General features: G+C 37.1%; 23 protein-coding genes. 11 read left to right on the forward strand and 12 right to left on the reverse strand.

The annotated features are described in order from the left end of the window. Positions 1–474: 474 nt before the first annotated feature. Positions 475–1425, forward strand: coding sequence for a DUF808 domain-containing protein (locus CXF71_RS07965; protein ID WP_101232431.1), 951 nt, complete (start codon positions 475–477; stop codon positions 1423–1425). A gap of 96 nt (positions 1426–1521) precedes the next feature. Here CXF71_RS07965 and CXF71_RS07970 read toward each other — a convergent pair whose 3' ends face one another. The 3 genes from CXF71_RS07970 to CXF71_RS07980 all read right to left on the reverse strand — a co-directional run bounded on the left by CXF71_RS07970 (position 1522) and on the right by CXF71_RS07980 (position 3311). Then, positions 1522–1887 (reverse strand): HopJ type III effector protein, encoded by a 366-nt coding sequence (locus tag CXF71_RS07970; protein WP_101232432.1) that lies wholly within the window; start codon positions 1885–1887, stop codon positions 1522–1524. Beyond that, positions 1887–2147 (reverse strand): DUF2999 family protein, encoded by a 261-nt coding sequence (locus tag CXF71_RS07975; RefSeq protein WP_101232433.1) that lies wholly within the window; start codon positions 2145–2147, stop codon positions 1887–1889. Before CXF71_RS07975 ends, CXF71_RS07970 begins: the two co-directional genes overlap by 1 nt. A 93-nt stretch (positions 2148–2240) precedes the next feature. After that, positions 2241–3311, reverse strand: a complete 1071-nt coding sequence (locus CXF71_RS07980) for a CNNM domain-containing protein (protein ID WP_101232434.1) — start codon at positions 3309–3311, stop codon at positions 2241–2243. Positions 3312–3839: 528 nt separating this feature from the next. Between CXF71_RS07980 and CXF71_RS07990 the strand changes: the two genes are divergently transcribed. Further along, positions 3840–4349: a YgjP-like metallopeptidase domain-containing protein gene (locus tag CXF71_RS07990; RefSeq protein ID WP_101232436.1), complete on the forward strand. Its 510-nt coding sequence runs from the start codon at positions 3840–3842 to the stop codon at positions 4347–4349. 102 nt (positions 4350–4451) lie between these two features. Further along, complete coding sequence (locus tag CXF71_RS21495; RefSeq protein ID WP_198559851.1) at positions 4452–4622, forward strand: hypothetical protein; 171 nt, start codon at positions 4452–4454, stop codon at positions 4620–4622. Between the two features lie 115 nt (positions 4623–4737). Here CXF71_RS21495 and CXF71_RS21500 read toward each other — a convergent pair whose 3' ends face one another. Together CXF71_RS21500 and CXF71_RS07995 are read right to left on the reverse strand one after the other, a co-directional pair. Continuing rightward, positions 4738–4905 carry a hypothetical protein gene (locus CXF71_RS21500; protein ID WP_198559852.1) on the reverse strand — a complete coding sequence of 56 codons (168 nt, stop codon included), beginning with the start codon at positions 4903–4905 and terminating at the stop codon, positions 4738–4740. Positions 4906–5274: 369 nt separating this feature from the next. Then, positions 5275–6201, reverse strand: coding sequence for a universal stress protein (locus CXF71_RS07995; protein ID WP_232771416.1), 927 nt, complete (start codon positions 6199–6201; stop codon positions 5275–5277). 405 nt (positions 6202–6606) lie between these two features. Here CXF71_RS07995 and CXF71_RS08000 point away from each other — a divergent pair, with 405 nt between their 5' ends. Beyond that, entirely contained in the window at positions 6607–6975 is a 369-nt protein-coding gene (locus CXF71_RS08000; RefSeq protein WP_101232438.1) for a hypothetical protein, read from the forward strand. A 657-nt stretch (positions 6976–7632) separates the two neighbouring features. Then, positions 7633–9870: a M4 family metallopeptidase gene (locus tag CXF71_RS08005; RefSeq protein WP_101232439.1), complete on the forward strand. Its 2238-nt coding sequence runs from the start codon at positions 7633–7635 to the stop codon at positions 9868–9870. Positions 9871–9913: 43 nt separating this feature from the next. On the opposite strand, the gene CXF71_RS08010 is transcribed toward CXF71_RS08005, so the two are convergent. Further along, positions 9914–10594 carry a substrate-binding periplasmic protein gene (locus CXF71_RS08010; RefSeq protein ID WP_198559853.1) on the reverse strand — a complete coding sequence of 227 codons (681 nt, stop codon included), beginning with the start codon at positions 10592–10594 and terminating at the stop codon, positions 9914–9916. A 590-nt stretch (positions 10595–11184) separates the two neighbouring features. Here CXF71_RS08010 and CXF71_RS08015 point away from each other — a divergent pair. The 5 genes from CXF71_RS08015 to prs all read left to right on the forward strand — a co-directional run bounded on the left by CXF71_RS08015 (position 11185) and on the right by prs (position 17125). Continuing rightward, entirely contained in the window at positions 11185–12057 is an 873-nt protein-coding gene (locus tag CXF71_RS08015) for a putative selenate ABC transporter substrate-binding protein (RefSeq protein ID WP_101232441.1), read from the forward strand. Next, complete coding sequence (locus CXF71_RS08020) at positions 12057–12755, forward strand: ATP-binding cassette domain-containing protein (RefSeq protein ID WP_101232442.1); 699 nt, start codon at positions 12057–12059, stop codon at positions 12753–12755. Before CXF71_RS08015 ends, CXF71_RS08020 begins: the two co-directional genes overlap by 1 nt. An 8-nt stretch (positions 12756–12763) precedes the next feature. Next, positions 12764–14275 carry a PhnE/PtxC family ABC transporter permease gene (locus CXF71_RS08025; RefSeq protein WP_101232443.1) on the forward strand — a complete coding sequence of 504 codons (1512 nt, stop codon included), beginning with the start codon at positions 12764–12766 and terminating at the stop codon, positions 14273–14275. A gap of 302 nt (positions 14276–14577) precedes the next feature. After that, positions 14578–16107, forward strand: a complete 1530-nt coding sequence (locus tag CXF71_RS08030) for a thymidine phosphorylase family protein (RefSeq protein ID WP_101232444.1) — start codon at positions 14578–14580, stop codon at positions 16105–16107. A 52-nt stretch (positions 16108–16159) separates the two neighbouring features. Next, positions 16160–17125, forward strand: a complete 966-nt coding sequence (gene prs, locus CXF71_RS08035) for a ribose-phosphate diphosphokinase (RefSeq protein WP_101232445.1) — start codon at positions 16160–16162, stop codon at positions 17123–17125. A gap of 219 nt (positions 17126–17344) precedes the next feature. Here prs and CXF71_RS08040 read toward each other — a convergent pair whose 3' ends face one another. The 6 genes from CXF71_RS08040 to CXF71_RS08065 form a co-directional block, all read right to left on the reverse strand. Then, a complete protein-coding gene (locus CXF71_RS08040; RefSeq protein ID WP_101232446.1) occupies positions 17345–17530 on the reverse strand; it encodes a hypothetical protein in 186 nt (61 codons plus the stop codon). Positions 17531–17792: 262 nt separating this feature from the next. After that, entirely contained in the window at positions 17793–19004 is a 1212-nt protein-coding gene (locus CXF71_RS08045; RefSeq protein ID WP_101232447.1) for an alginate export family protein, read from the reverse strand. A gap of 105 nt (positions 19005–19109) precedes the next feature. After that, positions 19110–19925, reverse strand: coding sequence for an ABC transporter ATP-binding protein (locus CXF71_RS08050; RefSeq protein ID WP_442871927.1), 816 nt, complete (start codon positions 19923–19925; stop codon positions 19110–19112). 90 nt (positions 19926–20015) lie between these two features. Then, the gene (locus CXF71_RS08055) at positions 20016–20963 is read right to left on the reverse strand and encodes an ABC transporter permease (protein ID WP_101232597.1); all 948 of its coding nucleotides are present in this window, start codon (positions 20961–20963) and stop codon (positions 20016–20018) included. Positions 20964–21052: 89 nt separating this feature from the next. Beyond that, entirely contained in the window at positions 21053–22438 is a 1386-nt protein-coding gene (locus tag CXF71_RS08060) for a CmpA/NrtA family ABC transporter substrate-binding protein (protein WP_101232449.1), read from the reverse strand. A gap of 398 nt (positions 22439–22836) precedes the next feature. Continuing rightward, positions 22837–23496 carry an ANTAR domain-containing response regulator gene (locus CXF71_RS08065; protein ID WP_101232450.1) on the reverse strand — a complete coding sequence of 220 codons (660 nt, stop codon included), beginning with the start codon at positions 23494–23496 and terminating at the stop codon, positions 22837–22839. A 357-nt stretch (positions 23497–23853) separates the two neighbouring features. Here CXF71_RS08065 and CXF71_RS08070 point away from each other — a divergent pair, with 357 nt between their 5' ends. Next, entirely contained in the window at positions 23854–25689 is a 1836-nt protein-coding gene (locus tag CXF71_RS08070; protein ID WP_101232451.1) for a monovalent cation:proton antiporter-2 (CPA2) family protein, read from the forward strand. Positions 25690–25703 lie beyond the last annotated feature (14 nt).

The raw sequence follows: 25703 nt of genomic DNA on the forward strand, positions 1-25703 counted from the left end.
CAGTTCCCTCTTCAGTAGATAAGGGCTCCCGCAACCAATCTAACTGTAAACTCCTTATAAAGTATTATCCAATCTAGCTTAAGCAACTGTCCAAGTAAAATCCCAAAAATAATTATAAAACTCGAACTCGTCTAAGTATCAATTATAAATAGCCGAAGGTTTTCGTTATTTTTTATAATCTCATTACCGTAAAAATCTCAATCCTAATACTCTCTATTCCTCAATCGAAAGCCTGCGTTGATTTATTTTCCCTATCCACAACAAAATCACAATCCTCTGAATCCAAACCACATTCAATAGTAAGACCAATTTGATTAAATCAATGCCTTGCCTCTAAGCCTTTTAATTCTCGCTGAGTGGGAAAGCACTTAATCAACTTGGTATAATACAATTCTTCTTTGCAATTGTTATTGAATAATAAGGTTAAGATAAATATAGTGTTGTCGTTAACAAACATAAATGACAAGGATTTTTATGGCTGGTGCAAGTTTACTGACGTTATTAGATGATATTGCCATGCTGCTCGATGATGTCGCGGTTTTATCAAAAGTTGCCGCTAAAAAAACAGCAGGAGTTTTAGGTGATGATCTGGCTGTAAATGCTGAACAACTTTCGGGTGGTTTAAAAGCAGACCGAGAGCTGCCCGTAGTATGGGCTGTTTTTAAAGGCTCGATGCTCAACAAAGCGATTCTTGTACCTATTGCTTTATTACTGAGTTACTTCCTACCTATGGTGATCATGCCGTTGTTAATGCTAGGTGGTGCTTATTTATGTTATGAAGGCTTTGAGAAAGTTTGGCATAAGTTCTTCCATAATGATAAACACATAGAACAACATGAAGAACTAGTGAGTGCACTGCAAGATGAAAATATAGATATTACTCTTTATGAAAAAGATAAAATCAAAGGTGCCATTCGTACCGACTTTATCCTTTCAGCAGAAATTATTATTATTGCTTTAGGCACTGTCGCAGATAAACCGATAACAACTCAAATATCAGTCTTAATTTTTATTGCCATTTTGATGACTGTAGGTGTTTATGGCTTAGTCGCCGGTATTGTAAAAATTGATGATGGTGGCCTGTTACTCATTAAAGATAAATCCGTTAACCTTTGGGGCAAATCAAAACGTGCCTTAGGTTACTTTATGATTGCTTTTGCACCTAAACTCATGAAGTTTTTAGCTTTTGCAGGCACTGTTGCTATGTGGCTTGTCGGAGGCTCACTCATTACTCATGGTATTCCTGCTTTTCATCACACCATTGAAATAGCAATAAATTTTGCCAGTAACCTCCCTATATTTTCAGGGTTCTTAGTTGCAATTACCCCACTGTTAATCGACTTATTTGTCGGCTTTGTTTTAGGTGCAATACTGGTATTTATTTCTTTAGCGGTAATGAAAGTCGCTAAGAAAATAAAGAACTAGAGAGATAAAAGTAATGGTTAGTTAATCGCTAATGAGCACTTAACTAACCATTAAACACGATGGGTAACAGGTATATCTGAGTTTTAGTCAATAATACTAGAGGGATGTTAACGCAATTGATTTAAATTTAATTGCCTGCCAACCACTTTGTATAAAGTTACGAATATTACCATGGTCATTGCCTTGAGGATTATTTATCACGTCATCACGATAAAACCGTCCAAAACAAGCCAACGTTTGTTGCTCTGTTAACTTATTCAACTGAGCAAAATAAAATATCTTGCAAGAGCCTTCATTAGTGCCTGCTTCATTAAGTAAGTCACCATTAGCGAACGTTGCAGGCACATAGCTATAGTTTTCACTAATAACCTGCATTACTTGCTCAAAACTTATTTCATCAGCACTTGTATCTAGTTTAGTTATAAAGTTAGCTAAGGTAATGCTTACTTCTTCAGTACTCATTAAATATCACCGGCTTTTAATCTTGCTTTTGCTTCCTCTACTTTAGAGAAATCTAAACCTAGCTCATTTACTGCCTGTTCAATAAGTCCTGGATCTGCCATCACTAAACTCATAATCGCTTGTAGTTTTTCAGGTGGAATGCCAAGTTGTGCAATGAATGCCATTGCCATCATAGGATTTTCAGTGAGCGCCTGAAAAAGCTCATTAATTTTTTCATCACTGATATTTAGTTCTTTTAATATTTGGATAATCGGGTTCATTGAATTTTCTCATTGTTAAGACATTAATTAATAATACAGCTATTTTAACAAATAAAATCCATTGATAAAGCATCTGCTGTCTTTAAAAATAATTTACTCCGATTGATCGGTTACTTTATCAGCGGTTTTATCTGTATTGGTCGTTTTAAGCCTTTGCCGATATTGTGCTTTAGCTAGTTTTTGTAAATCGGCAACCTCGTCACTTTCATCGACAATTTCACGGCCGAGGAAAGTTTCAATGGCATCTTCTAGTGTTACCACCCCAGCAGTTTGACCAAAATGATCTTCTACAATAAATATATGTTCATGACGCTTAATAAATAGATCAAGTAAATTTAGCACTGGCAACCGTTCCGACACCCTACCTATAGGGCTAATAATATTTTCAAGACTTTCCTGTCCTTGTCCCTGTCTTTCGTTTTCATATAAGTTAGCTTTAATAACAACACCACAAATATTATCAATACTGTCATCATAAACGGGAATTCGGGTAAAATTTGCTGTCTTTTCATTGTTAATAGCTTCCGTAATTGTTACCTCTTTAGCTAAAGCATGCACAACAGTGCGTGGTGTCAAAATATCTTTTGTTTTGGTCTTTCGTAATTCTAAAATATTTTCAAGTAATTGATTTTCTTTCTTATCGAGTGTTCCACCTTTATGGCTGAGCGCTGCGACCATCAGTACCTCTTCCCTTGTAATGACATCTTTATTTTTACGGCTAAACAAACGAGTAAGTAATGATGAAAGCCAGACAAGGGGATAAATAATTTTAACTAAAAAAGAAATGATATAGGCAGAAGGTATTGCTAAAGTACGCCAGAAGTTAGCCCCCAGTGTTTTAGGAATAATTTCAGAGAAATATAAGATAGCCAAAGTCAGTAAAAAAGCAATAAGGGTTTCTTTTTGCTCGCCAAAAATACGAACAGCTTGAGCACCAACACCAACCGCCCCCATTGTGTGAGCAAACGTATTAAGGATCAGAATACTTGAAATAGACTGATCTAGATTATTCTTTACCTTAGCTAATTTTTTTGCCCCTAGTGCTTTAGCCGCAAGTTTTTGTGCCACAAATGCAGGGCTGACTGAAAGTAAAACGGCCTCTAAAATAGAGCATAAAAATGAGACTCCAATAGCAAGCACAAGGTAAATCATAAGTAATGCCATTATTGTCTATATTCCCTTTGTCCCATACCCGAGCAATCCCCCATAAAATATTTAACCGTTATACCCGTTACCAATCAAAGTGCGGGAATTCAGTGGGAAATAAAATAGCGTTAGGCAAGGAGGATAATTTAAGCATAGTCATTCTGTGCTTTGATTATTTAACGCCACATAAAGCGATTTTAAACCCATAAAAGAAGCGCTTGAGCAACATCACCCCATCGTTTCTGTGATTTATAAGGGAATAACCCTTATTTCATAACCGCGCCTTGAATTGAAATTGCTCAAGCACTCTGAAACCTGCATCTTGAATGATAACGGGTATTTACATTATAGTATTAAATTAAGGACAATATTACAGATGGGTAGTTATAGGTAATTGGAAATATACGGTTAATGAGTCAAACAGGTCTTTAATGATACTTACCTACCCCCATAAGAAAATAAAAAGTATAATAGAGCTGTTTTACCTAAGTAAAATAGACAATAACCAAATTAGTACCTATTACCCTAAGCATTATTAAACTAACTATGTCATCACCATTGAAGTATTTATCAGCCTATTCTCAGCAAGTACAAACTCAGGTTCAGCAAATGCTTGACCAAAAAAAACTTGCCCAATATTTATTGACTAAATACCCTACTACCCATGAAATAAGTAACGATAAAGCTTTACGCTGTTATGTGATGGCATTAAAAAATCAATATTTAAAGAAATCTGCACCGTTAAGCCAAATAAAATATGATGATAAAATTCACATTATCAACAATGCTTTAGGTTTACATACTTATATTTCTCGTGTGCAAGGTAATAAGCTTAAGAGCAAAAATGAGCTTCGTATTGGTAGCCTCTTTAAAAAAGCCCCTGAAGCTTTCCTAGCCATGATTGTGGTGCATGAATTAGCGCATTTAAAAGAGAAAGAGCATAACAAAGCATTTTATAAACTATGCCAAAGCATGTTGCCTGAGTATCATCAATTGGAATTAGATTTACGTATATACCTTACGCAATTAGAAGAGCTAGGTGATATTTATAACTAAGATCCAAACATTTTAAATGTTAGAAAGAGCTTCCTCCCACTTGTTTGATGAGCTATTTTTATATAAATTACTGCTTAACTACCAAAAGAATAAAATACGAAGATGTCTGAAACTAAGATTACGTTTGAATTGGAAAAACAAAACAAGAATAGTGTCCGCTATAAAGAAATCCCCAAAGATGGCATGCCACCAATTTTAGGCTCTATTTATGTACAAAAGTGGTATGCGGGTAATAGTAAATATCTAGAAGTGACTATTAATAAAGTGGATTAATACATTTGGCTTTAAATTTAATGGGATGAAAAACCAAAAAACCAGAATACCTTATTAAGGTAATTCTGGTTTTTTTAGTTTAACCGCTAGTAAAACTAACGGTTATCATTTCTTGCTACGATTGATATAACATAGCTAGAAAATCTTTAGACTCATTCAATTGGGTAAATTTAAACAATTTTGAACCGGCTTGGTCTTTAACAACAACATTTAATTTGTTAATTGAAATAGACTTTACTGGTGCTTCAATAGCGTAAATCTTACCTTGATAAGTATAAGACATAATATAACTCCTTTAATTGCGTAAACACGCAATATTAAAAAGCCCATAACTGCATATACATAATGATAATAATACGATGAACTAACCGAGAATGACTCGGGATCTCATGCAGCAAAAAGCTTTAATTTAATAACTTTTTATTAAGGTATTGGCTGACTGTGAAAGGGAAAGACAAAACACGAAAAAATCACTGGGGATTAACGTTAATTAGCTGAGGAAGGCTAATCAACGTTAGAGAATATACGGGGCTTTGTAGGAAAAGTAAACATCTATTTTATAAGTATTCGATAATAGCACTAAAACAACCGGTTAAATTGAAATCAATGTGACCTAATACTCACGTTATAGCTAGGTAATATGCAGGTTTAACTAGCTAAGGCACTTTATCGATAAAATATCACATTCAACATTATCGAGTATCTTTTCAATAGTATTACCGATGAATTTTCCATTATTACCCATGCCCATGACTAATAAATCTATTTGGCATGATTTCACTAAATCTGGTAATTCATATTCGGCAGAACCAGCGACTAAATGTGTCGATTTTTCAGTAAATTCATAATCCTTAAGTAATTCGTCAAATATAACTTTATGATGATGTTTTATCGCATCACTATAATCGTTAAAATCACCATTAACTAAGCTATGGTCCATACCTACTGAACTCATACCCTGCCATAATTCAATGCCTATAGGTTGATAACAATGGCAAACCTGCAATTCTCCATCAAATAACTCAGCCATTACCAAACCAGCTTGTAGAATATTAGTATCTAATCGCTCGGTTTTATCGTGTGTTTTTTCAGGATCAACCGCAGCCATAATCTTATGATATGAATAGTCGCTAATGTTCTTAGTGAGTAATAAAGGGACCTTACAGTGCTCTAACAATTGCCAATCACTGGGGGTGAAAAATATTTTATTAATAATAGAATCTTGTTTGGTTGACTTAATGACCAGAGAAACGTCAGTACTCGCTACTTTTGCTAATACTGCACAACTAACATCGCAATGCCAAACAACATCGATGTTAACCACTATATTAAGTGCTTTGACTTCAGATACATAGGTTTCTAACCAACGAACTTTCGAAGCTAAATACTCTTTTTGTAACGCTTCTAATTGTGTTTGATTGAAGTTCCAATGGCTAACAAATTGACTATTATAAGCCACAAGAAATAGCTCGATACTTGCTGATGTTTTTTCCGCAATGTTAATGGCTTGCACTAACGCTGCTTGATGATCACTAGTCGAGTCCATCACCACCAAAATATTTTTAATCAATCTCATCATTAGCTCCTAAATAGCAGTTATCCAAGTGATATTACTGCGATAAAAATCGCTATTCACTAAGAAAGTAATTTGCTGTTTCCCTAACTTAAAAATTAGTTGATTTACAGACTTTTAGCAACGTATTTACCTTGATTTTTCCTACTAGTTGATCTAAATAATGTATCCTTTATCTGTAATGCCATGTCTAACCATTTAAACGAACAATGGCACATTTTTTGATAGTATTAATTTTCGAGATAATGTGCCTTGCCCCCCATGGCATTACATTTTATTCTGAACTATTTCCCGCTTTATTAGGAATAAGTTAATCTACTGATAGATTAAAGGTTAACTTACCTGTATTAACTTGCTTGTACTTACTAAGTGTAACAATTAAAAATATAGCCAATAGAAGGACGTTTTTAAATGAAAATGATCATAGTTTTTGTTCTTATTTTAACTATTTCATATGTTTCTCATGCTAAAGATGCTGCTGACATAGCAATAGATGCGGTAAAATCACATGAAAAAATCATTCATTTTCTTAAGGATAAATCCTCAAATGACTACCAAGTCACCTACCAGCAATTAGAACTCGGTGGGATTTGTGGTTTCGTTGGTTGTAATTGGCGACAACTCGTTTCTGTTATCATTACCTCCAAAAGTTCAAATAATCCATCTAAGACTATTTTAGTATTAGTTGAGGGCCTAACATCAACTATCGATAGCAAACCAACAGTTAGCTTTGTTAATCTAAAAACTAGCTTAGAAAATGAATTGATTGTTATTAACTAATCTATTTATTCTCACCTCTTACCAAAAAAGTAACTTATACCAATTTGATTAAATTTCTTCCCAACTCAGAGCTCTGATCGATATTCAATAACAAGGCAAATTTGTTTCGGTTTAGTCATTCTAAATCAAATAAACTTAACGATGTTAATGAACATCGAGAAAGCTCCCAGAGGGCGAGTTTAAAAGGTTTACATGCTGCGTTATTGATTTTGATAAGGGAATAACCATTCTCTTCAATCAATGCCTTGCCTCTAATCCTTTTAATTCTCGCTGAGTGGGAAAGAACTTAATCAACTTGGTATTACAAAACTATATTGTACCAAGCCGATTAATAGCTGCTATCACCTCAACACCCGCTTTATTCTTATAAAACCTGACCGCATAATAAATTGATATAAAGTAATAAAAATATAAAAACTTCTGCCTTTTATATCAAATACGTTCTTTGTAACGATTTCATTACGATTCCAATTGTTAAATTATTATTAATTTTTTGTTAATAACTTAATTTTACTGCTACGTTTAATTTGTCAGCAAAGACTGACTAAAAATCCTCCACATTGACTTAAACGAAATTATGTTTAATTTTTTGGAGAAAATAAAAATAATGTCTGGTTTTTATCCCAGATACAAAATTAAGTTTAATAGGTATATTTCATGAAAAAATACAATAAGATAACGAAGTTGTCATTACTCGTCGGCGCATCACTAGCAGCATCGGCATTCAACACTAATGCCACTGAAGTTACTTCCATGATAGTGCAAAACCAAACCGTAAATGGCGTTCCGTCGTTTGTTGTTGGTGAACTAGGAAGTATGACTCAAAGCACTGCAGCCCAAGCACTAAAAGACATAATTTCTAGCCAGAATGAATTTGCAGCGAACGGTAATGAAAATTTTAACGTTCGTAGACAATGGACAGATGAATTAGGAAAAACACACACACATTTCGATCAAACCATCAATGGTATTAAGGTTTATGGTACAAGTATGATCATGCATGCCAATAGCTCTGTCGGTGTGTTAAGTACTGGAAATAGTCAAGCAGACATTTATGGTATTACCGGAAATTTAGCGAAAAGCACTACACCAGCACTATCAACCTTTAATAGTGTGAACTCACTAAACAGCAGTAATGCCAATACCGGTAAAAATCAAGCGGTAGCTGCAGCACAAAGCATTGGTGAAGTTAACGGCTCTGCAGAGCTTGCTTACCTATATTTACCTTTAACTGAAGAAACAAAACTTGCTTATCGGGTAGAAGTTTCTTGGGATAATGGTGGCGAAGATTTTGGCCGTGACTTTGTTTATTTTGATGCGAATACTGCTGAAGTATTAAGTCGAGAGGCACAAGTGCACTCTTCAAAAAATTGGAAAACTTATACATTAAATGGCGGCTCTGCCAATTCCGCCCCTGGGTCGTTACTCTGTACTAATACTCAAACTTGTGGCGGTAATGCTGCAGCGCAACGCGCACATGATGGTGCCGCAAAAGTTTATGATTATTACCAAAGTAAATTTGGTCGTGACAGCTTAGACAATAATGGCATGACATTAATATCAAGTGTTGATATGGGTGTCGCGAATGCTTACTGGACTGGGACTCAAATGATTTACGGGCAAGCATCAAATGGCTTGAATGATTTTACCAGTGACTTTGATATTATTGGTCATGAATTAACCCATGGCGTTACTGATAAAACAGCAAACCTTGTTTACGCTAATGCGTCCGGTGCACTGAACGAAGCTTGGTCAGATATTTTAGGGCTTTCAGCTGAATCATACCGTAATGGCACAACAAGCTCATCTTGGTTATTAGGTGATGGTTTGTATAACACGCCAGGTAAAGCATTACGTTATATGGACAATCCAACCAAAGATAATTATTCAAAAGATTGGTGGCCAGAACGTATTCCTTACGTGAGCAATCCAAGTAATAGTAATGACCAAGGTGGCGTACATGGTAACTCAGGTATTGCTAACTTAGCTTATGTATTACTCGTGGATGGTGGTACTCATCCACGTAACAAATCAGCCGCACAAGTACCTAGTATTGGTATGGCTAAAGCTGAGAAAATATTCTATCGCGCGCTAGTTACCTATATGAATCAAAACACTAACTTTGCCGGTGCAAGAACAGCAACGGCACAAGCAGCACAAGATTTATATGGTGCAACAGAAAAAAATGCAGTAGAAACAGCTTGGTGTGCTGTAGGAGTTGGCGCTTGTCCTGATGGCGGAACAGATCCTACTGACCCTGGTGGTAATGTGTTAACCAATGGTGTTGCTGCTGCAAATTTAGGAGCTTCATCAGGTTCAGATATTGTTTACACCATGGATGTACCTGCAGGCGCAACTAATATTAGTTTTACCTCTAGTGGTGGCTCTGGCGATTCAGACATGTATGTGAAATTTGGTTCAACACCAACAGACTCAACATATGACTGTCGTCCATACAAAAATGGCAACAGTGAGTCTTGTTCGGGTACATCGACTGGTGGCAAGTATTATGTCCGTTTAAAAGCCTATTCAACTTTTTCAGGTGTCAGTCTAACGGGTAGCTACTCAACTAGCACTCCGGGTGGTAACGATCCAATTAATGATACTTTATCTAATATTTCAGTAACGCAAGGACAATGGCAACGTTATACGCAAGTATTACCTGCAGGTTATGTCGATATGACTATTAGTATTTCAGGGGGCTCTGGTGATGCTGACTTATACGTACGTAAAGGAGCACAATCGACATCTACTGTATATGATTGTCGCCCATATAAAAATGGCAACAATGAAAGCTGTAGTTTCACTAGCCCAGGCGAAGGGACTTATTACATAGATGTTTATGGGTATACTAACGCCTCTGGAATAACGTTAACGTTACAAGCTAATCCTTAATTATTTATTAAGGTAAAAGTAAAAACTAGTCAACAACTGTTGACTAGTTTTCGTCTTTTATCGACCATTTATGCTTTATTTCAACTAATTTCCCTGACGTTACTAATTCAGTATAGGCCGTTTGAAAACGTTCAATGACCTTAGGATCGGTATTAAAACCAAAAGCAATACTTAAGTTATTTTGTAACCCTTTTGCCTCTTGTAATTTTGTTAACGTTGAAAAGTCATAATCGATATTTTGGCTTTGTAACGCTAAAGTGAGTTCATTACTGAGGATAATATCTATACGTTGTTTTTCTAACATGAGTAAACTTTGTTCACCTTTAATCACTTTATAAATATTTTTAAAGCCGTTATCTATTAAATACTGTTCGGTATTGTTTTCATTTACACTGGCGATAAGCATACTTTTAATTGCATGTAAGGATTCATACTCCTTAGTAATCTTACTTTTTAATGCCCAAAAATAGAAACGCTCATATTTTAAAGGTCCGATCCAGTGAAACAATGGATCACGCGCGCTTGTGTGGGAAATGGAATAGATGAGAACATTAGGCTCCCTGCGTGCAGTACCATAGGCTCTTGCCCAAGGTAAAATGTGAATATCCGGAATATCGCCCGTTATTTTAAATAGTTCTGTAATGACATCCGTCGAATAACCACCTAAAGAGCCATCTTCGAGCTTAATTTGATAGGGCGGTAAGTACTCAGTGACAACTTTCACCACCTCTGATTTCGCTGAAAAGCTTGATAATATAAACAGGCCTGTGATAACCAAAAAAGCTATCTGAGAATTTAAAAATTTACCGTAATAATGCAATATTAGTTACCCTAAATTTATGGAAATACTGACATTCATCGTAACGTATAAAGTAAATAATGACCATATAGAAATCGGCTTACACCTATGTCACTTTAATACGCTTCAATACCCATCTATTATTTAATTTATGTTTCAATCAGCACTATAACTTGAGAGTTATTTTACTTATTGATGCTATAAAAACCTAAGTAATTAAATAGATAAGACGAAGACTCTCGCTGTATTTTACCTCAGTGTAAAATGACAACTGCCACTATAAGACGATAGATGATAAAATAATCGCGTTATCCTCAGAGCAAAGCTAATGCACTCAATAATATGCTTAATCGTCACTAATCATGTTGTAAAAAGTAAATAATTTCCCTCGGATTAACATTCATTTTTATCGTAAATAGTGTGTAAATCACTATTTTAAAGAGATTATACGCCATCGAACCACCCCATTTAACGACATCAATGCTATTGATGTCGTTTTAATAAACAGAGATATGATGAATAAAATGACCAAACTGTTCGTACTATGTGCGTTAACGCTAAGTGTAAACGTCCTTGTTAGTATTAACGTGAGCGCCACAACATTTACTTTTACCGCGATTCCAGATGCAGACGAATCTCAGCTGAGGACCCGCTTCGAAAAAGTTGCTCTCTATTTAGAAAAGAAACTTGGCGTTGAGGTAAAATATGTACCGGTTAAATCTTACTCTGCAGCAGTAACAGCATTTAAAAACAATCAGGTGCAACTTGCTTGGTTCGGTGGTTTATCTGGCGTACAAGCCCGACGATTAGTGCCCGGTTCAAAAGCGATAGCGCAAGGTTATGAAGATCAGTTTTTCAAAAGTTACTTTATTGCCCACTATAGTACGGGCTTAGCAATGAGCGAAAATTTTCCTGATATTACCCAGAAAACGTTCACCTTTGGTTCAAAAGGCTCAACTTCCGGTAGATTGATGCCGCAATATTATATAGAACAGCATCTAAAAGAAAAACCACAACAAGCATTTAAACGTGTTGGTTTTTCTGGTGACCATAGCCGTACTATTGCCCAAGTTCAAGCAGGTGCCTACCAAGTTGGTGCTGTAAATTATACAGTATGGGAAAGTGCCCTTGCCGCTGGAAAAATTGATACCAATAAAGTAAAGGTTATTTGGGAAACCCCCGTCTACCCTGATTACCAATGGACGATACGCGCTGATGTTGATGCCAAATTTGGAAAACACTTTGCCGATAAAGTTCAAACGGCACTGCTCAATATGGATAGTCCCGAGTTATTAAAAAGTTTTCCACGGTCTTCATTCGTTAAAGCTGAAAATAAAGATTTTCAACCTGTCGAAGATGTGGCTAAACAAATTGGACTTATCGATTAATGATCACTATTGACAACTTAAACCTTCACTATGATAAAACCGCTGGTTACAACACGGATATAAAAGAGACCTCTACTCAGGTTATTTTTGATCTGAGTCTGACTATCAATGAAGGTGAAAAAGTTGCCATTATTGGTCCCTCTGGTGCAGGAAAATCTAGCCTGTTGCATCATTTGTATCAAGAGTTACAAGGCAATGCCGCTCTTTGCTCACAGCGCCAAGGTTTGGTTGATAATTTAAGTATCTATCACAATATATTTATGGGGGCTTTGGCTAGACATCACTGGTTATTTAACTTAGTGAATTTAATTAGACCTTTCAAAAAAGAGTTAAGCAATGTTAGTTCACTTTGCCAACAGTTAGAATTAGACCAGCCACTGGCAAAGAAAGTGGATAAACTTTCTGGCGGACAAAGACAGCGAGTGGCATTAGCAAGAGCCCTGTATCAACAGCAAAATATTTTTATCGGCGACGAGCCCTTTTCAGCCCTTGATCCATTAATGGCATCAAGACTACTCGAAACCGTATTAAAAAGGCACAAAACTGTCATCATGGTAATGCATGATAGAGAATTAGCGATGAGTGCATTTGACCGGGTTATCGCGTTAGATAAAGGTCATCTGGTACTTGATAGCCAACAGCACAGTGTTGATCATCAACAGATTACCGCGCTGTATCAAACTAGCGCTGTCGCGTAAGCCGTTTTATGTCACAACTGCAGCAAGTGAAAAACACACATTATCCTTTGGGTTATTGGCAAAAAGTCACTTTATCAATATTGCTGATCGCACTGATTATTCTGCCGTTTGCCGATATAGAGATTGTTAACTTCGACCCTTTCCTCGAATTAACTCGCATGGTTGATGGGTTAATGACACCCGATTTTTTCGCGACTGAGTACCTGTTCCAAGCTATCATTCAAACCGTTAACTTTGCCATTTTAGGTGTTTGTTTAGGCCTAATACTTGGCACTCCCCTCGCGCTAATATACCAACATCCAATAATATCGGGTTGCTGTGCTTTTTTACGTGCGATCCATGAAATTTTCTGGGCACTACTTTTTTTACAAATTTTTGGCCTTTCTCCCCTTACCGGAATTTTGGCTATCACTATTCCGTTTGCTGCCACCTTTGCCCGCGTATTTCACGATATCATTAACCAATCTTCAGACAGCCCTCTAGAGAGTATCGATAGCCGTGCCGATATTATTAGCCGTTTTACTTACGGAAAAATAGCCCAAGTGATGCCACAACTTATGGCTTACACTCGCTACCGTTTTGAGTGTGCACTGCGTAGTAGTGCCGTGCTCGGCTTTATCGGTATGCCAACGTTAGGCTTTTATATGGAAACCGCGTTCAGACAGGGACACTATAGCGAGGGTGCTGCGTTACTGATAATATTTATAGCCCTTATCGGCACAATTCGTTACTGGTGCCCACCCAAGTTACTTGGGGTTTATCTTGTTATTGCTTGTGTGACACTCATAGATATTCCTAACGTAGATAGCAGTCTACTGGTGCGTTTTATCAGCCAAGATATTTTGCCTTCTGCATTAGCAAATGCTTCGAGGTTGGCAGAGGTTCAATGGTCATCACTCTACACTTGGTTTAGTACTCTAATATCAGAGCAAGCCATTCCGGGTGCCTTAGCTACCATTACCCTGGCACTACTTGCCTTAGCAGTCAGCCACATTGTTACCTTAAATGCTCATGCAATGGCTAGTAAGCACCTATGGCCTACGCCACTAACTTGGCTTGGCCAGTTAATCTTATTAATTGGGCGCTCAGTGCCTGAATATATCTTAGCGTTCATCTTTTTAATGCTGCTGGGCCCATCGATGTTACCCGCGGTTATCGCCTTAGCCATACATAATGGTTGTGTGATCGCTTATTTGACTGTTAAACAAAGTAACTCCATCGCGCCTCAACAGATGCAGATGAGTAAACTTAATCAGTTTAACTACCACATAATGCCGAGTATCTATCCCAACATGATGGCCTTGATGTTTTATCGCTTCGAGATCATAGTGCGAGAAACCGCGGTGTTTGGTATTTTGGGTATTATGACGTTAGGATTTTATATCGACAGTAATTTCAGCGAAATACGTTATAGTAATGCACTCGTGCTTATCACGTGTACTGCCCTGCTCAATGTTGCCATTGATATACTATCAAGACGACTACTTAAGTTACCGAAAACGAGTCAGACGAGTTGTTAACGATTGAAAAATATACCCTATTTTTTATTAGAATCTGTGTTGTTCTATTTTTCCCCCCACTCCCCTTTATTTTTAAGCACTTAACAAAATTGAAAACTCTCACGCTTACAACTCTATATTCATATCAAGGTTAAATTGACAACAACTTGATCTAAAGCAATTAACTAAACACCTTTTCGACTACACTCATTTCAAGTGTTATGCTTTTAATTAGAAGAGTTATTGCAGTTGATGTACTGACTTTACACAATAAACAAGCTATCTCGACCTAACTAGCCCGCAATAATAGGAACAATGGTGTTATGTTAAAAATCAAGTCTGTTGCCATTGACACCTTTAAAGAAAACGTCGTTTACTTACATCGCGACTGCCCGCTTTATCGCACTGAAGATTTTCAAGCCTTAATGAAAATTGAGATCTCTGTAAAAAAAAATGATACCCCTATTCTAGCCGTACTTAATATTGTTGATGATACGAGTATCGTCAACATAGACGAGTTGGGTTTAAGTACTCAAGCATTTAAACAACTCAATAAGAAGCAAGGCGTTAAAGTCCAAATTGCGCCAGCACAACCACCAATATCATTGGCCGCGGTGCATAAAAAAATTGCGGGTGAAACGCTCAATAAAGAAGATTTTCAACTGATATGCCAAGATATATTAGAAAACCGTTACTCTAAAATGGAAATTGCCGCTTTTTTAGTTGCCTGCAGTCATAGTGGTTTAGAACGTGAAGAAATATTCTTTTTAACTAAAGCCATGGTTGAGTCTGGAAAAAAACTTAATTGGGGCGAGTCTATTGTCGTTGATAAACATTGTATTGGTGGTATTCCTGGTAATAGAACCACCATGATAATTATGCCCATTGTTGCTGCCCATGGCATGTTAATGCCTAAAACATCGAGTAGAGCAATAACCTCGCCTGCAGGTACCGCTGACACCATGGAAGTACTAGCAAAGGTTGATCTTTCCATAGAGAGAATGAAGAATATAGTACAAAAACACCGTGGCATGCTCAGTTGGGGAGGGACAGCTAAGCTAGCCCCGGTAGATGATATTTTAATTTGCGTTGAACGCCCACTCGCTATGGATTCAACTGGTCAGTTAGTTGCTTCTATTTTATCAAAAAAAATTGCTGCCGGTTCAACGCACTTACTGATTGATATTCCCGTCGGCCCCTCGGCCAAAGTACATCAAAATCTTGATGCATTAAAACTTCGAAAGTTATTTGAATATATCGGTGATCTATTTGGTTTACATATTGAGGTTGTATTCTCTGATGGCTCACAACCTATAGGAAATGGCATTGGTCCTGGGTTAGAAGCCCGAGATGTAATGCAAGTATTAAGTAATCAAAAGCATGCGCCAAGTGACTTACGAGAAAAGTCACTAAGATTAGCAGGAAGAATTTTAGAGTTTGATCCTGATGTTCGAGGCGGGCAAGGTTATGTGATTGCCCGTGATATTCTTGAATCAGGTCGGGCCTATGAAAAAATGCAAGACATTATTGAAGCGCAAGGTAGGCAAGAAATAACAAAAAACAAAGCACGTTTTGAGCACAATGTGCTTGCCTCAACAGCGGGTTATATACATGCAATCGATAACTTAAAAATATCAACTATTGCGAGTTTAGCTGGTGCTCCTATCGATAAGATTTCCGGTATTGATTTACATAAAAAAGTGGGTGATAAAGTCAATAAAGGCGATATTCTCTTTACTATTTATGCTGATTTTAACAGTAACTTTGGCTTTGCTACTGAGTTTGCTAACGATAATGAAGCCTATACCCTAAAAAGCACTCGACCGGTTGAGCATGATAATTATTTTATATAATATCCATTACCAATCAGACTATTTTATTAATCACTTTTGTTAGGAAAATATAATGCCACTGATCCTAGGTTTCGATGATTATTTATCACCCGCTATGCAACTTGCCCAAAGCATGCAAGCTGAATTTGGACTCGTTAAACTACACCAATTTCCTGACGGTGAAACTAAAGTGACACTCCCGGTAAATTTGCCAAAAAAAATTATTATTTGTCGTACGCTCAACCAACCAAATAATAAGTTAATAGATATTATCATCGCGGCAAGCGCGGCACGCAGTCAGGGTGTTGAGCACATAACCTTAGTCGCGCCTTATTTATGTTATATGCGACAAGATATTGCTTTTAATGAGGGAGAGGCCGTTAGCCAAAAAATAATTGGTAAACTACTTAGCGAGTACTTCGATAGCGTCATCACCATAGACCCTCACTTACACCGCATTAGTAAACTCAGTGAAGCTATTCCAACCAATCAAGCGATTGCCTTGTACGCGACAAAGGCTATGTCGACATTTTTACAGCAGCACTTTAAAAATCCTATTATTATTGGTCCCGATGAAGAGTCAGCACAATGGGTTAAAGCGATTGCACAACCACAAAACTGGCGTTATAGCATAGCTGTAAAGCAAAGATTTGATGATAAACATGTTGCCGTCAGTCTAGGTGAGTTATCAAACGGTGATAAACTGAATTCGACCAACATAAGTTCAGCCGACTCCAATTCAGCTGATACTGTTTCAGGTAAAAGCTTACCGGTAAATATGAATAATCAAGACGTAGTGATTGTTGACGATATAGCCAGTACCGGAAAGACGCTAGAACAAACCATTGTACAATTACAGCAACACCAAACCGCGAGTATCTCAGTATTAGTCAGTCACGCCTTTTTTGTTGATGGTGCATTAGAGCGTTTAAAAGCTCTAGGTGTTACAAACATTTGGAGTAGTGATAGTGTTATCCATTCAACCAACGCTTTTAGCATCATTGATACTATCGTTGAGCAATTAAATAATACTCATTAAACGGTACGAATTAAGCAATACTAATTAAATCACACCAATGAAATTAATTCGGATTATAAAATCCACCTAAAAGTGAAGTAGGTCAGCTTAAGTAAATTTTCTAGGGAAATAATAAAGTCCCTGCTACTCAGGTTATTCGTTAACCTCAGTAGCAGGGACTGATAATGATAAAATGGGGGCTTTAGTTAATATCGCATCAAGTTTTCCAGCAAAATAACGCTATCCACCAACAGGTACTATGCCCTTGATAGTTAATTCACCTAGAGTTTCTGTAACATCTATTTTATGGTACTTAAGGGCAAATGACATTGCTTGTAATTTGCACTGATGCTTACCATCAACCAGAATATTACTTTTTGGGGATAACTTTATTTTACGGATCGCTTGCGGGGTATTAAATTCCATTTTCATGATTCCTTTAAAGTAGAAACGCTTACCTTGTACATTACGTGTACAACCGTCAGTGTAGGCTAAATTAAAAATAATGCTAATCAGGTGAATTTTTATCACTACCCCAATATTTATTATCTATATAAAGCAAAACATCGCATCAAAATACTTTGATGCGATGTTTACTCTATAAAACCTCAAAATGGCTTAACCTTTGCGCTGAATCGAATCAAAGTTGAAACTCATTTCTAGGGTGACTTAAAAACTAGCTTTAGGTTTAAAATTTAGCGTTTAGCCATAACCATATTTTATTTGTATCAACCGTTCCTGCCGTTGCATCACCGGCAGAATAAGCCGCTAATTTGATACCTGCAGTATAGTTTTTAGTGAAACTATTAGAATAGATGGCATTAAATTCAGAGCCTAAATCATCAACGGTTGCAGAAGCTTCATCGGCATCAAATTTGTGATAGATAACGGCCCATTTTCCGCCCGCAACTTTACCGCCAACACTGGCATATAAATCGGCGAGACCTTCTTTAGGCGTATTTAAGAATTGATCTGACCAACCATTAAATTTATGCAACGTCGCTAAAGGCGTCGAAAAACCATAATTACCATTATCAGAGCCAAGTAATTCGTAACCCACTTTCAAACCAATACCTGAAAATGCAGTACTTAGTTCAGCTAAGAGGTAATCAGCGGAGTAAGACGTGGTTGCATTATCAGCATCTTGTTGAGCATATTCTACTTGGTAAGATATTTTTTGTTCACCAATTGACGTGCCGCCATTAAAACGAATACCAAAGGTATCTAAACCATTATCAGTATCGTTATCAACTTCTAATAAATAGCCGTAAGCAGTGATTTTACCCAATGATGTTTTGTAAGCTGCATTGAGTAAATGATCATTAGAATCTATATCTTTAGCTTCGGCAAAAATTCTATTACGTTTGGTAATATAACCATAATCTACCGTTAAATCTTTAATGGGTTGATAAGCAAAAGTTACCCCATCAAATGTTTGCCTATCTTGGCGCCAGCCAACATGACCAACAAAACGATGATTATCCATTGTTATCAACTGACGACCCACTTTGATGGCGAGAGATTTTTGTTGGTATTGCAGTAAAAATTGATCAAGCTCTGTTGTTTCAGGATCGGCTATCACTGAATAATCGGTATTTTTACCTAAGGTATTATTGTAATCATCCATGCCAAGTACTGTGCGAGAATCTTCAAATTCGATTAAGGAAGAAAAGCCTGCTACCTTACCTGTTTCGTAAGTTAAACGCGTGCGTAAAGTAAGCGCATCAGCATCTTTTTTGGTGTTGTCTTGATCTACTGTTTCATAACGTAGGTTTAAATTAATCTTGGTTTTACCATTAATTACGGCTTCTGCTATTGAAGAATTTTCAGCAAAAGCCATAGATGAACAACTACCTGCTAAGCTGATGGATAGACATAAAGCGATTTTATTCAATGTCATGGGTTAATTTTCCTTTCATGTTTTAAGTTAAGTTATGTTTAGTTATTTTTAATTATTTTTAATTATTTTTAATTATTTTTAATTATTTTTAATTATTTTTAATTATTATTGTGTACTGACACGTTTTCTCGGTATTGATTTTGGGGTTACCGCTTTACTGCTAATGTTCTCTACCTTTCTTTGTTTCTCATAAAGGAAAGTTAATACCTCAGAACGAAGTCGGTTATATTCAATATCTTTGGCAAGCGACAATCGACTGCGCGGGCGTTCAAGTTTAACATCGAGAATTTCACCCACAGTGGCTTCAGGCCCATTAGTCATCATCACGATGCGATCAGAAAGCAATACCGCTTCATCAACATCATGGGTGATCATGATCACCGTGTTATTCAGCTCATTTTGAATTTCCATCAGTGAGTCTTGCATATGCGCTCGGGTTAAGGCATCAAGGGCACCAAACGGCTCATCCATTAATAAAACTTCTGGCTGCATCGCTAAGGCACGCGCAATACCGACCCGTTGCTTCATACCACCAGATATTTCATCGGGACGTTTAAACATGGCGTGGTCCATGTGTACAAGTTTTAAGTTGTATTCAATCCATTCTTTCATTTCACCTTTTGACATGGTTTTGTTGAAGACTTGCTTTACCGCTAGTTCAACATTTTGATATGCCGTTAACCAAGGCAACAATGAGTGGTTTTGAAAAACAACAGCACGTTCAGGTCCGGGTTCATTTACTTCTTTATTCTGCAGTAAAATACCGCCTTTCGTTGCTTGATAAAGTCCTGCAACAATATTAAGTACGGTTGATTTCCCACAACCAGAGTGACCAATCAGCGAAATAAACTCGCCTTTATCAATTTTAAGATCTACATTCTTTAACGCCGTAAAGCCGCCAGTATCTGTAGGGAAAACCATGTCTATTTGACTAATATTTAAAAAGGCTTGTGCCGTATTCTTTTCTAAAAATTCAGGGTTTTCTAAAGCTGATAAATTCATAATGATTCCTTAAACGCTTGCGCTTGATTTGTCCCAAGAAACTTTTCGTTGTAGCTCCAGCATCGCTCGGTCCAATAAAAAGCCGATAAAGCCAATAACAATGACCGCCGCCATGATACGAGCCAAAGAGTCTGAACTACCATTTTGGAACTCATCCCAAACAAACTTACCTAAGCCGGGGTTTTGTGCCAACATTTCTGCAGCAATCAGTACCATCCATGCAACACCAAATGACAAACGCATACCCGTGAAAATCATCGGGACTGACGCAGGTAATACTATTTTTTGAATATGGGTAAATGTAGGTAGGCGTAAAACTTTACTTACATTGAGTAAGTCGCTGTCTATTGAAGAAACACCAATAGAGGTATTGATTACCATTGGCCACAAGCTACATAAGCTAACGGTAATTAACGACGTTAAGAATGACTTTGATACCATAGGATCATCAGAGACATAAAGTGCACTAACAACCATAGTAACTAAAGGCAGCCATGCCAGCGGTGATACCGGTTTAAATATTTGCACAATAGGGTTTATTGCTGAATTTAAACGTTTATTTAATCCCATCCAAATACCAAGTGGAATGGCAATGATTGCTGCGACTAAAAAACCACAGGTTACCGTGAATAAACTAGTAAGAATTTGATCAAAAAAGGTTTCCTTACCTGTATATGCTCTTATCTTGCCAACATAGTTAGGATTGTTCACCTGCTTAGCTAAATTGCGTTTCTCCTGTCGCTGATAAAAGGCTTCAGCTTTTTCTCGCTCTGCGACATGTTCGATATAGAGTGACGAAAATTGTTTAACAACCGCATTGGGGCCAGGAAACGTACCTAAAGAGGTATGAATACTTTGTGCTGAAATTGACCATAAAAATAAAAATATTGTTAAGCCAATAACAGGCAGTAACATCGCATTAGTGATTTTACTTAAGACATTTTTAGAAACTTTCATCACCTGCTTTGTTACGGTTAATTGGCTTGCATTTACTGTTGTTAAACTCATCTATTACCCCTTATATAATCAGCTTTAGCGAATAATGCTTAAAGCTTGTCACCCTTTTTAAGACCCAGTGTGAATTTTTCTAAATAGGCATTAGGTTGATTTCCGTCATAAACAATATCGTCTATAAAATGTTTTTGAGGTGCTTTAAAACCCGTTTCTTTCGTAAAGTCTGGGAAATCACTTGCAGAAATCAATTTATCGGCAATCAATGATTTAGCCGCTTTTTCGTAGATATCTGGACGATAGACTTTTGCCGCTAAGTCTTTGTACCATTGGTCACTTTTGTCATCTGAAATCTGTCCCCAACGACGCATTTGCGTTAGATACCAAATAGCATCTGAGTAATATGGAAAGGTAGCGTTATATCTAAAGAATACGTTGAAATCAGGCACTGCTCGTTTATCACCTTTTTCATATTCAAAAGTCCCTGTCATCGAGTTAGCAATAACATCGTAATCAGCACCCACATAATTAGATTGAGATAATATTTTCACTGCAGCAGGACGGTTAACATTGTTGTTGTCGTCTAACCATTTAGCAGCGCGAATAAGAGCACGTGTTAAACGTATAGTGGTGTTTGGATATTTTTCTGCAAAATCGGCACTCATGCCGAATACTTTTTCCGGGTTGTTTTTCCATATTTCATAATCGGTAACTACGGGTACGCCAATACCTTTAAATACCGCTTGTTGGTTCCAAGGTTCGCCGACACAATAACCATGAATAGTCCCAGCTTCCATTGTTGATGGCATTTGTGGCGGCGGCGTTACCGAAAGCAAAGCTTGGGCATCAATTTGTCCTGAGTTATCCCCCTTGTGCGGTGCATAATAACCTGGGTGTATTCCGCCTGCGGCTAACCAATAACGTAATTCGTAGTTATGAGTAGACACGGGAAATACCATGCCCATTTTAAAGGGCTTACCTTCTGCTGCTAAGCTTTCTATAACGGGTTTTAATGAATCTGCTTTGATTGGGTGTACCGGTCTCCCATCAGCCATTTTGGGAATGTTTGGCTTCATTTTTTTCCAGATATCGTTAGAAACGGTAATAGCGTTACCATTTAAATCCATTGAAAAAGGTGTAATGATATGTGCTTTAGTTCCGTATCCCATTGTGGCTGCAATAGGCTGACCCGCAAGCATATGGGCACCATCTAAGGTGCCATCTATCACACCATTAAGTAGCACCTTCCAGTTAGCTTGCGCTTCAATGGTGACGTATAACCCTTCATCTTCGAAGTAACCATTTTCATAAGCAATAGCAATAGGTGCCATATCGGTTAGTTTAATAAAACCAAACTTTAACTCTTCCTTTTCTGGTTCGCCAAGCGTCTGAGCATTAACGATATAAGTGCCTGAACAGACTAGCGCAATACCCAGCGACAAACTTTTTAGACTCGAGGTTATAGGTTTTTTCCAATTCATAATGAATTCCTTATAGGGTTTATAAAAATGTGAAAGAGTAAATGTTAAATAATAAAAAAATCAAAAAAAAACGCCCACCAATATTCAGCCCATTAAGGTTGATTATTGATGAGCGCCATTGCTCGTATAGTGAAAAGGCTTATGCCTATCATTATCCTGCAGCGTCGTTGCTGTCAGGCTTTATTACTTTATTTTTATCGCCGTTGACAAAAATATTTTTTGTTTTGCTGTGTTAACTTAATCTGGTACTTAGTTAATTACTTACATAGATGAATTGCAGGTATTATGCCAATTTGAATTTTATTACTTTTACTGGCCTCACAACGTTTTACTGTGTAATTAGCTATCTTAATTGCACAATAATAATGATGAAATGCACCACACTTGTTCATATACCTCTATACCTTAGGTGTTGACAGCAGTTGACACACATCAATAATGTTTTTTGCTACCGTCGCCAGTGATCCTCCTTGATCCATTGCCATTTTCCTTAGCGTGCCATAAGCCTCATTTTCACTTATTTGCTTTTGTTGCATGATCAGCCCTTTTGCTCTTTCAATATACTTGCGACTTTCTAACTGGGTTTTAGCCTGTTTAAGCTCGTTATGTAAAGACTGTACAGATTTAAAGCGTTCATTGGCGACTGAAATAATACTCTTGAGTCGTTGAGGTAATATTTCATTAACCACATAAGCACTGACACCCGATTTAATCGCGTTCTGAATAACATTGGGTGAATCATTTTCTGCGAATATAACAATAGGTAAAGGTGATAATTGATTTATTTCCGCCAGATCCCTCAAGGTTGCCTCACTAGGTAAGTCAGTCGCTAGAATAAGAATACTGGGATTACATAAATCAATTTGTTCAATCATATTGTCATAAAAAGAGATGTGTTTAGTAATATGATAACCAAAATCCATTAATGCGCTTTTCAGCATAGAGCTAGCGTTTGGTTGCTCTTCAATTAAAAGCACACTGATATTTTCTAATCCTTGATCAATTGCATTTTTACGCAAAAGATTATTTTTGTTGACCCGTTTATTGTTAAGGCTCATTTTATTTTCAACCTAGGTAATATTTTTAGTTACAATTATGCAATCACAATTGCTTCTTTCATCAAAACCTAATACAAAATCTAAGCCATATATTATTACGTTAAATTACAGTCGCTTAAGCAGTTTTTCATAAAATAATTCAGGTTACTTGCACCAATAAAGTTAGAATGTAATATAACAGCGCCCGCTTATTGCTCATCGTTTTTAAAGAACAACTAAATAACCAGCATTCGCGGCAACAGTAAAATAGTAAAGTGTATACCCATTAATAAAGCTATTATTCATCATAGAGTTAAGAATAAAACCAATAGGTTTCAGATTAACTGAGTAAAAACCAAGCACAATCAGGAGTAAACAATGTTAGAAATGGCTGTGATATATCTCGCCGCGGCAATCATTGCGGTGCCCATAGCAAAGCGTGTCGGCTTAGGCTCGGTACTGGGCTATTTGTTGGCCGGAATTTTGATTGGCCCTTTCTTATTGGGGTTAGTTGGCGATCAAACTGATGTGATGCACTTTGCAGAGTTTGGCGTTGTAATGATGCTATTTTTAGTCGGGCTTGAATTACAACCTTCTCGTTTGTGGAAATTAAGACACTCAATTGTTGGCTTAGGTGGTTTGCAAGTTGTGCTAACCACCCTGCTCATTTCTACTGTCTGCTACCTTGTTTTTTCACTGGTATGGCAAACCTCCCTTGCTATAGGTTTAATGTTGGCACTCTCGTCAACTGCCATTGTTTTACAAACATTAAATGAAAAAGGTTGGATAAAAGAAGAAGCGGGTCAAAACTCATTTTCTGTATTACTCTTTCAAGATATTGCCGTGATCCCCATTTTGGCATTAGTCCCTTTATTAGCCTTTAGTAACAATATTACTACCTCAGGCTCTCATGGAAACCTGATAGAGCATTTTCCTGTCTATATCCAAACAGCAATATCGCTTGGCGTTATCACAGCGATTATATTGGCGGGTAAATATGTTTCAGCGCCTTTATTTCGTTACATTGCAGAAACTCGTTTGCGTGAATTGTTCACTGTTGTTGCCTTATTTCTAGTGATTGTTATCGCGGTCATCATGAAAAAAATTGGTTTATCACCCGCCCTAGGAACATTTTTAGCGGGTGTGGTTCTAGCCGAAAGTGAATTTAGACATGAATTGGAAGTTGATATTGAACCGTTCAAAGGGCTGTTGCTTGGCTTATTTTTTATTACCGTCGGCGCTTCAATTGATTTTCCATTACTGTTTGACGAGCTGGGCTTAGTCACGTTATTAGTGGTGTCGTTAATTGCTATTAAAGCAGCAGTATTATTTTGTTTAGCAACGTTATTTAACATGGCAAAGAAGCAACGTTTGCTATTTACCCTTGCCTTAGCCCAGGGAGGAGAATTTGCTTTTGTATTGCTATCACTTACCTCCACCTTACAAATACTCACACCAGAGCAGAATAAAATCACTACCTTGGTGGTCGCTATTTCTATGCTAATGGCGCCGGTATTATTAATAATCTATGAAAAGATACTCGACAAAGAACAAGAAGATGCCCGCGAATTTGATAAACCAGAAGATATTGAAGCAACCAAAAGCGTAATCATTGCGGGTTATGGACGTTTTGGTCAAATAGTAGGTCGTCTACTTAGCTCGCAAGGATACCACTTGTCGATTTTAGACCACAGTCCAAGTCAAATTGAAATGTTAAAGAGATTTGGTAATAAAGTATTTTACGGTGATGCCGCACGAAAAGATTTATTAGAAGCCTCAGGAGCAAATGAGGCACAATTATTAGTAATAGCCATTGATGATGCGGATAAAATCATTGAAATTGCCCTACTCGCGCAAAAGCATTACCCAAATTTACAAATTGCTGCTCGTGCAATTGATCGCCATCATGCCTATGAGTTATTACGTATCGGTGTAAAAGCAATTAAACGAGAAACATTCGAATCTGCCTTAGAGCTAGGAATTTCAGCGTTAGAATTACTTGGAAATAGCCCCGAGGATTCTAAACGTGCAGGCAAGTTATTTTCCGATCACGATAAAGAGTCAATGCATGTTTTATCTAAAGTATGGGGTGATGATCATAGTTATGGTGTTGCCGTCAAACAGCGTATGGAACTGCTTCAGCAAGTACTCATTAGTGATAAAGAAGACCAAAGTAAAATGCAGACTTGCCAAAAGTCAAAAGAAGCTAATTAGACGACCTGACATTA

This window comes from Colwellia sp. 12G3, assembly GCF_002836775.1.
Lineage (GTDB): Bacteria > Pseudomonadota > Gammaproteobacteria > Enterobacterales > Alteromonadaceae > Colwellia.

What these genes read in the sequence shown, in the direction of transcription:
- prs (WP_101232445.1), top strand. Translation starts at nt 16,160, where the DNA reads ATGCCACTGATCCTAGGTTTCGATGATTATTTATCACCCGCTATGCAA.
- CXF71_RS08070 (WP_101232451.1), top strand. Translation starts at nt 23,854, where the DNA reads ATGTTAGAAATGGCTGTGATATATCTCGCCGCGGCAATCATTGCGGTG.
- CXF71_RS07990 (WP_101232436.1), top strand. Translation starts at nt 3,840, where the DNA reads ATGTCATCACCATTGAAGTATTTATCAGCCTATTCTCAGCAAGTACAA.
- CXF71_RS08030 (WP_101232444.1), top strand. Translation starts at nt 14,578, where the DNA reads ATGTTAAAAATCAAGTCTGTTGCCATTGACACCTTTAAAGAAAACGTC.
- CXF71_RS07995 (WP_232771416.1), bottom strand. Translation starts at nt 6,201, where the DNA reads ATGATGAGATTGATTAAAAATATTTTGGTGGTGATGGACTCGACTAGT.
- CXF71_RS08055 (WP_101232597.1), bottom strand. Translation starts at nt 20,963, where the DNA reads ATGAAAGTTTCTAAAAATGTCTTAAGTAAAATCACTAATGCGATGTTA.
- CXF71_RS08025 (WP_101232443.1), top strand. Translation starts at nt 12,764, where the DNA reads ATGTCACAACTGCAGCAAGTGAAAAACACACATTATCCTTTGGGTTAT.
- CXF71_RS08040 (WP_101232446.1), bottom strand. Translation starts at nt 17,530, where the DNA reads ATGGAATTTAATACCCCGCAAGCGATCCGTAAAATAAAGTTATCCCCA.
- CXF71_RS21495 (WP_198559851.1), top strand. Translation starts at nt 4,452, where the DNA reads ATGTCTGAAACTAAGATTACGTTTGAATTGGAAAAACAAAACAAGAAT.
- CXF71_RS08015 (WP_101232441.1), top strand. Translation starts at nt 11,185, where the DNA reads ATGAATAAAATGACCAAACTGTTCGTACTATGTGCGTTAACGCTAAGT.
- CXF71_RS08065 (WP_101232450.1), bottom strand. Translation starts at nt 23,496, where the DNA reads ATGAGCCTTAACAATAAACGGGTCAACAAAAATAATCTTTTGCGTAAA.
- CXF71_RS07965 (WP_101232431.1), top strand. Translation starts at nt 475, where the DNA reads ATGGCTGGTGCAAGTTTACTGACGTTATTAGATGATATTGCCATGCTG.
- CXF71_RS07975 (WP_101232433.1), bottom strand. Translation starts at nt 2,147, where the DNA reads ATGAACCCGATTATCCAAATATTAAAAGAACTAAATATCAGTGATGAA.
- CXF71_RS08005 (WP_101232439.1), top strand. Translation starts at nt 7,633, where the DNA reads ATGAAAAAATACAATAAGATAACGAAGTTGTCATTACTCGTCGGCGCA.
- CXF71_RS08060 (WP_101232449.1), bottom strand. Translation starts at nt 22,438, where the DNA reads ATGAATTGGAAAAAACCTATAACCTCGAGTCTAAAAAGTTTGTCGCTG.
- CXF71_RS08020 (WP_101232442.1), top strand. Translation starts at nt 12,057, where the DNA reads ATGATCACTATTGACAACTTAAACCTTCACTATGATAAAACCGCTGGT.
- CXF71_RS08045 (WP_101232447.1), bottom strand. Translation starts at nt 19,004, where the DNA reads ATGACATTGAATAAAATCGCTTTATGTCTATCCATCAGCTTAGCAGGT.
- CXF71_RS08050 (WP_442871927.1), bottom strand. Translation starts at nt 19,925, where the DNA reads ATGGTTTTCCCTACAGATACTGGCGGCTTTACGGCGTTAAAGAATGTA.
- CXF71_RS07970 (WP_101232432.1), bottom strand. Translation starts at nt 1,887, where the DNA reads ATGAGTACTGAAGAAGTAAGCATTACCTTAGCTAACTTTATAACTAAA.
- CXF71_RS08000 (WP_101232438.1), top strand. Translation starts at nt 6,607, where the DNA reads ATGAAAATGATCATAGTTTTTGTTCTTATTTTAACTATTTCATATGTT.
- CXF71_RS07980 (WP_101232434.1), bottom strand. Translation starts at nt 3,311, where the DNA reads ATGGCATTACTTATGATTTACCTTGTGCTTGCTATTGGAGTCTCATTT.
- CXF71_RS21500 (WP_198559852.1), bottom strand. Translation starts at nt 4,905, where the DNA reads ATGTCTTATACTTATCAAGGTAAGATTTACGCTATTGAAGCACCAGTA.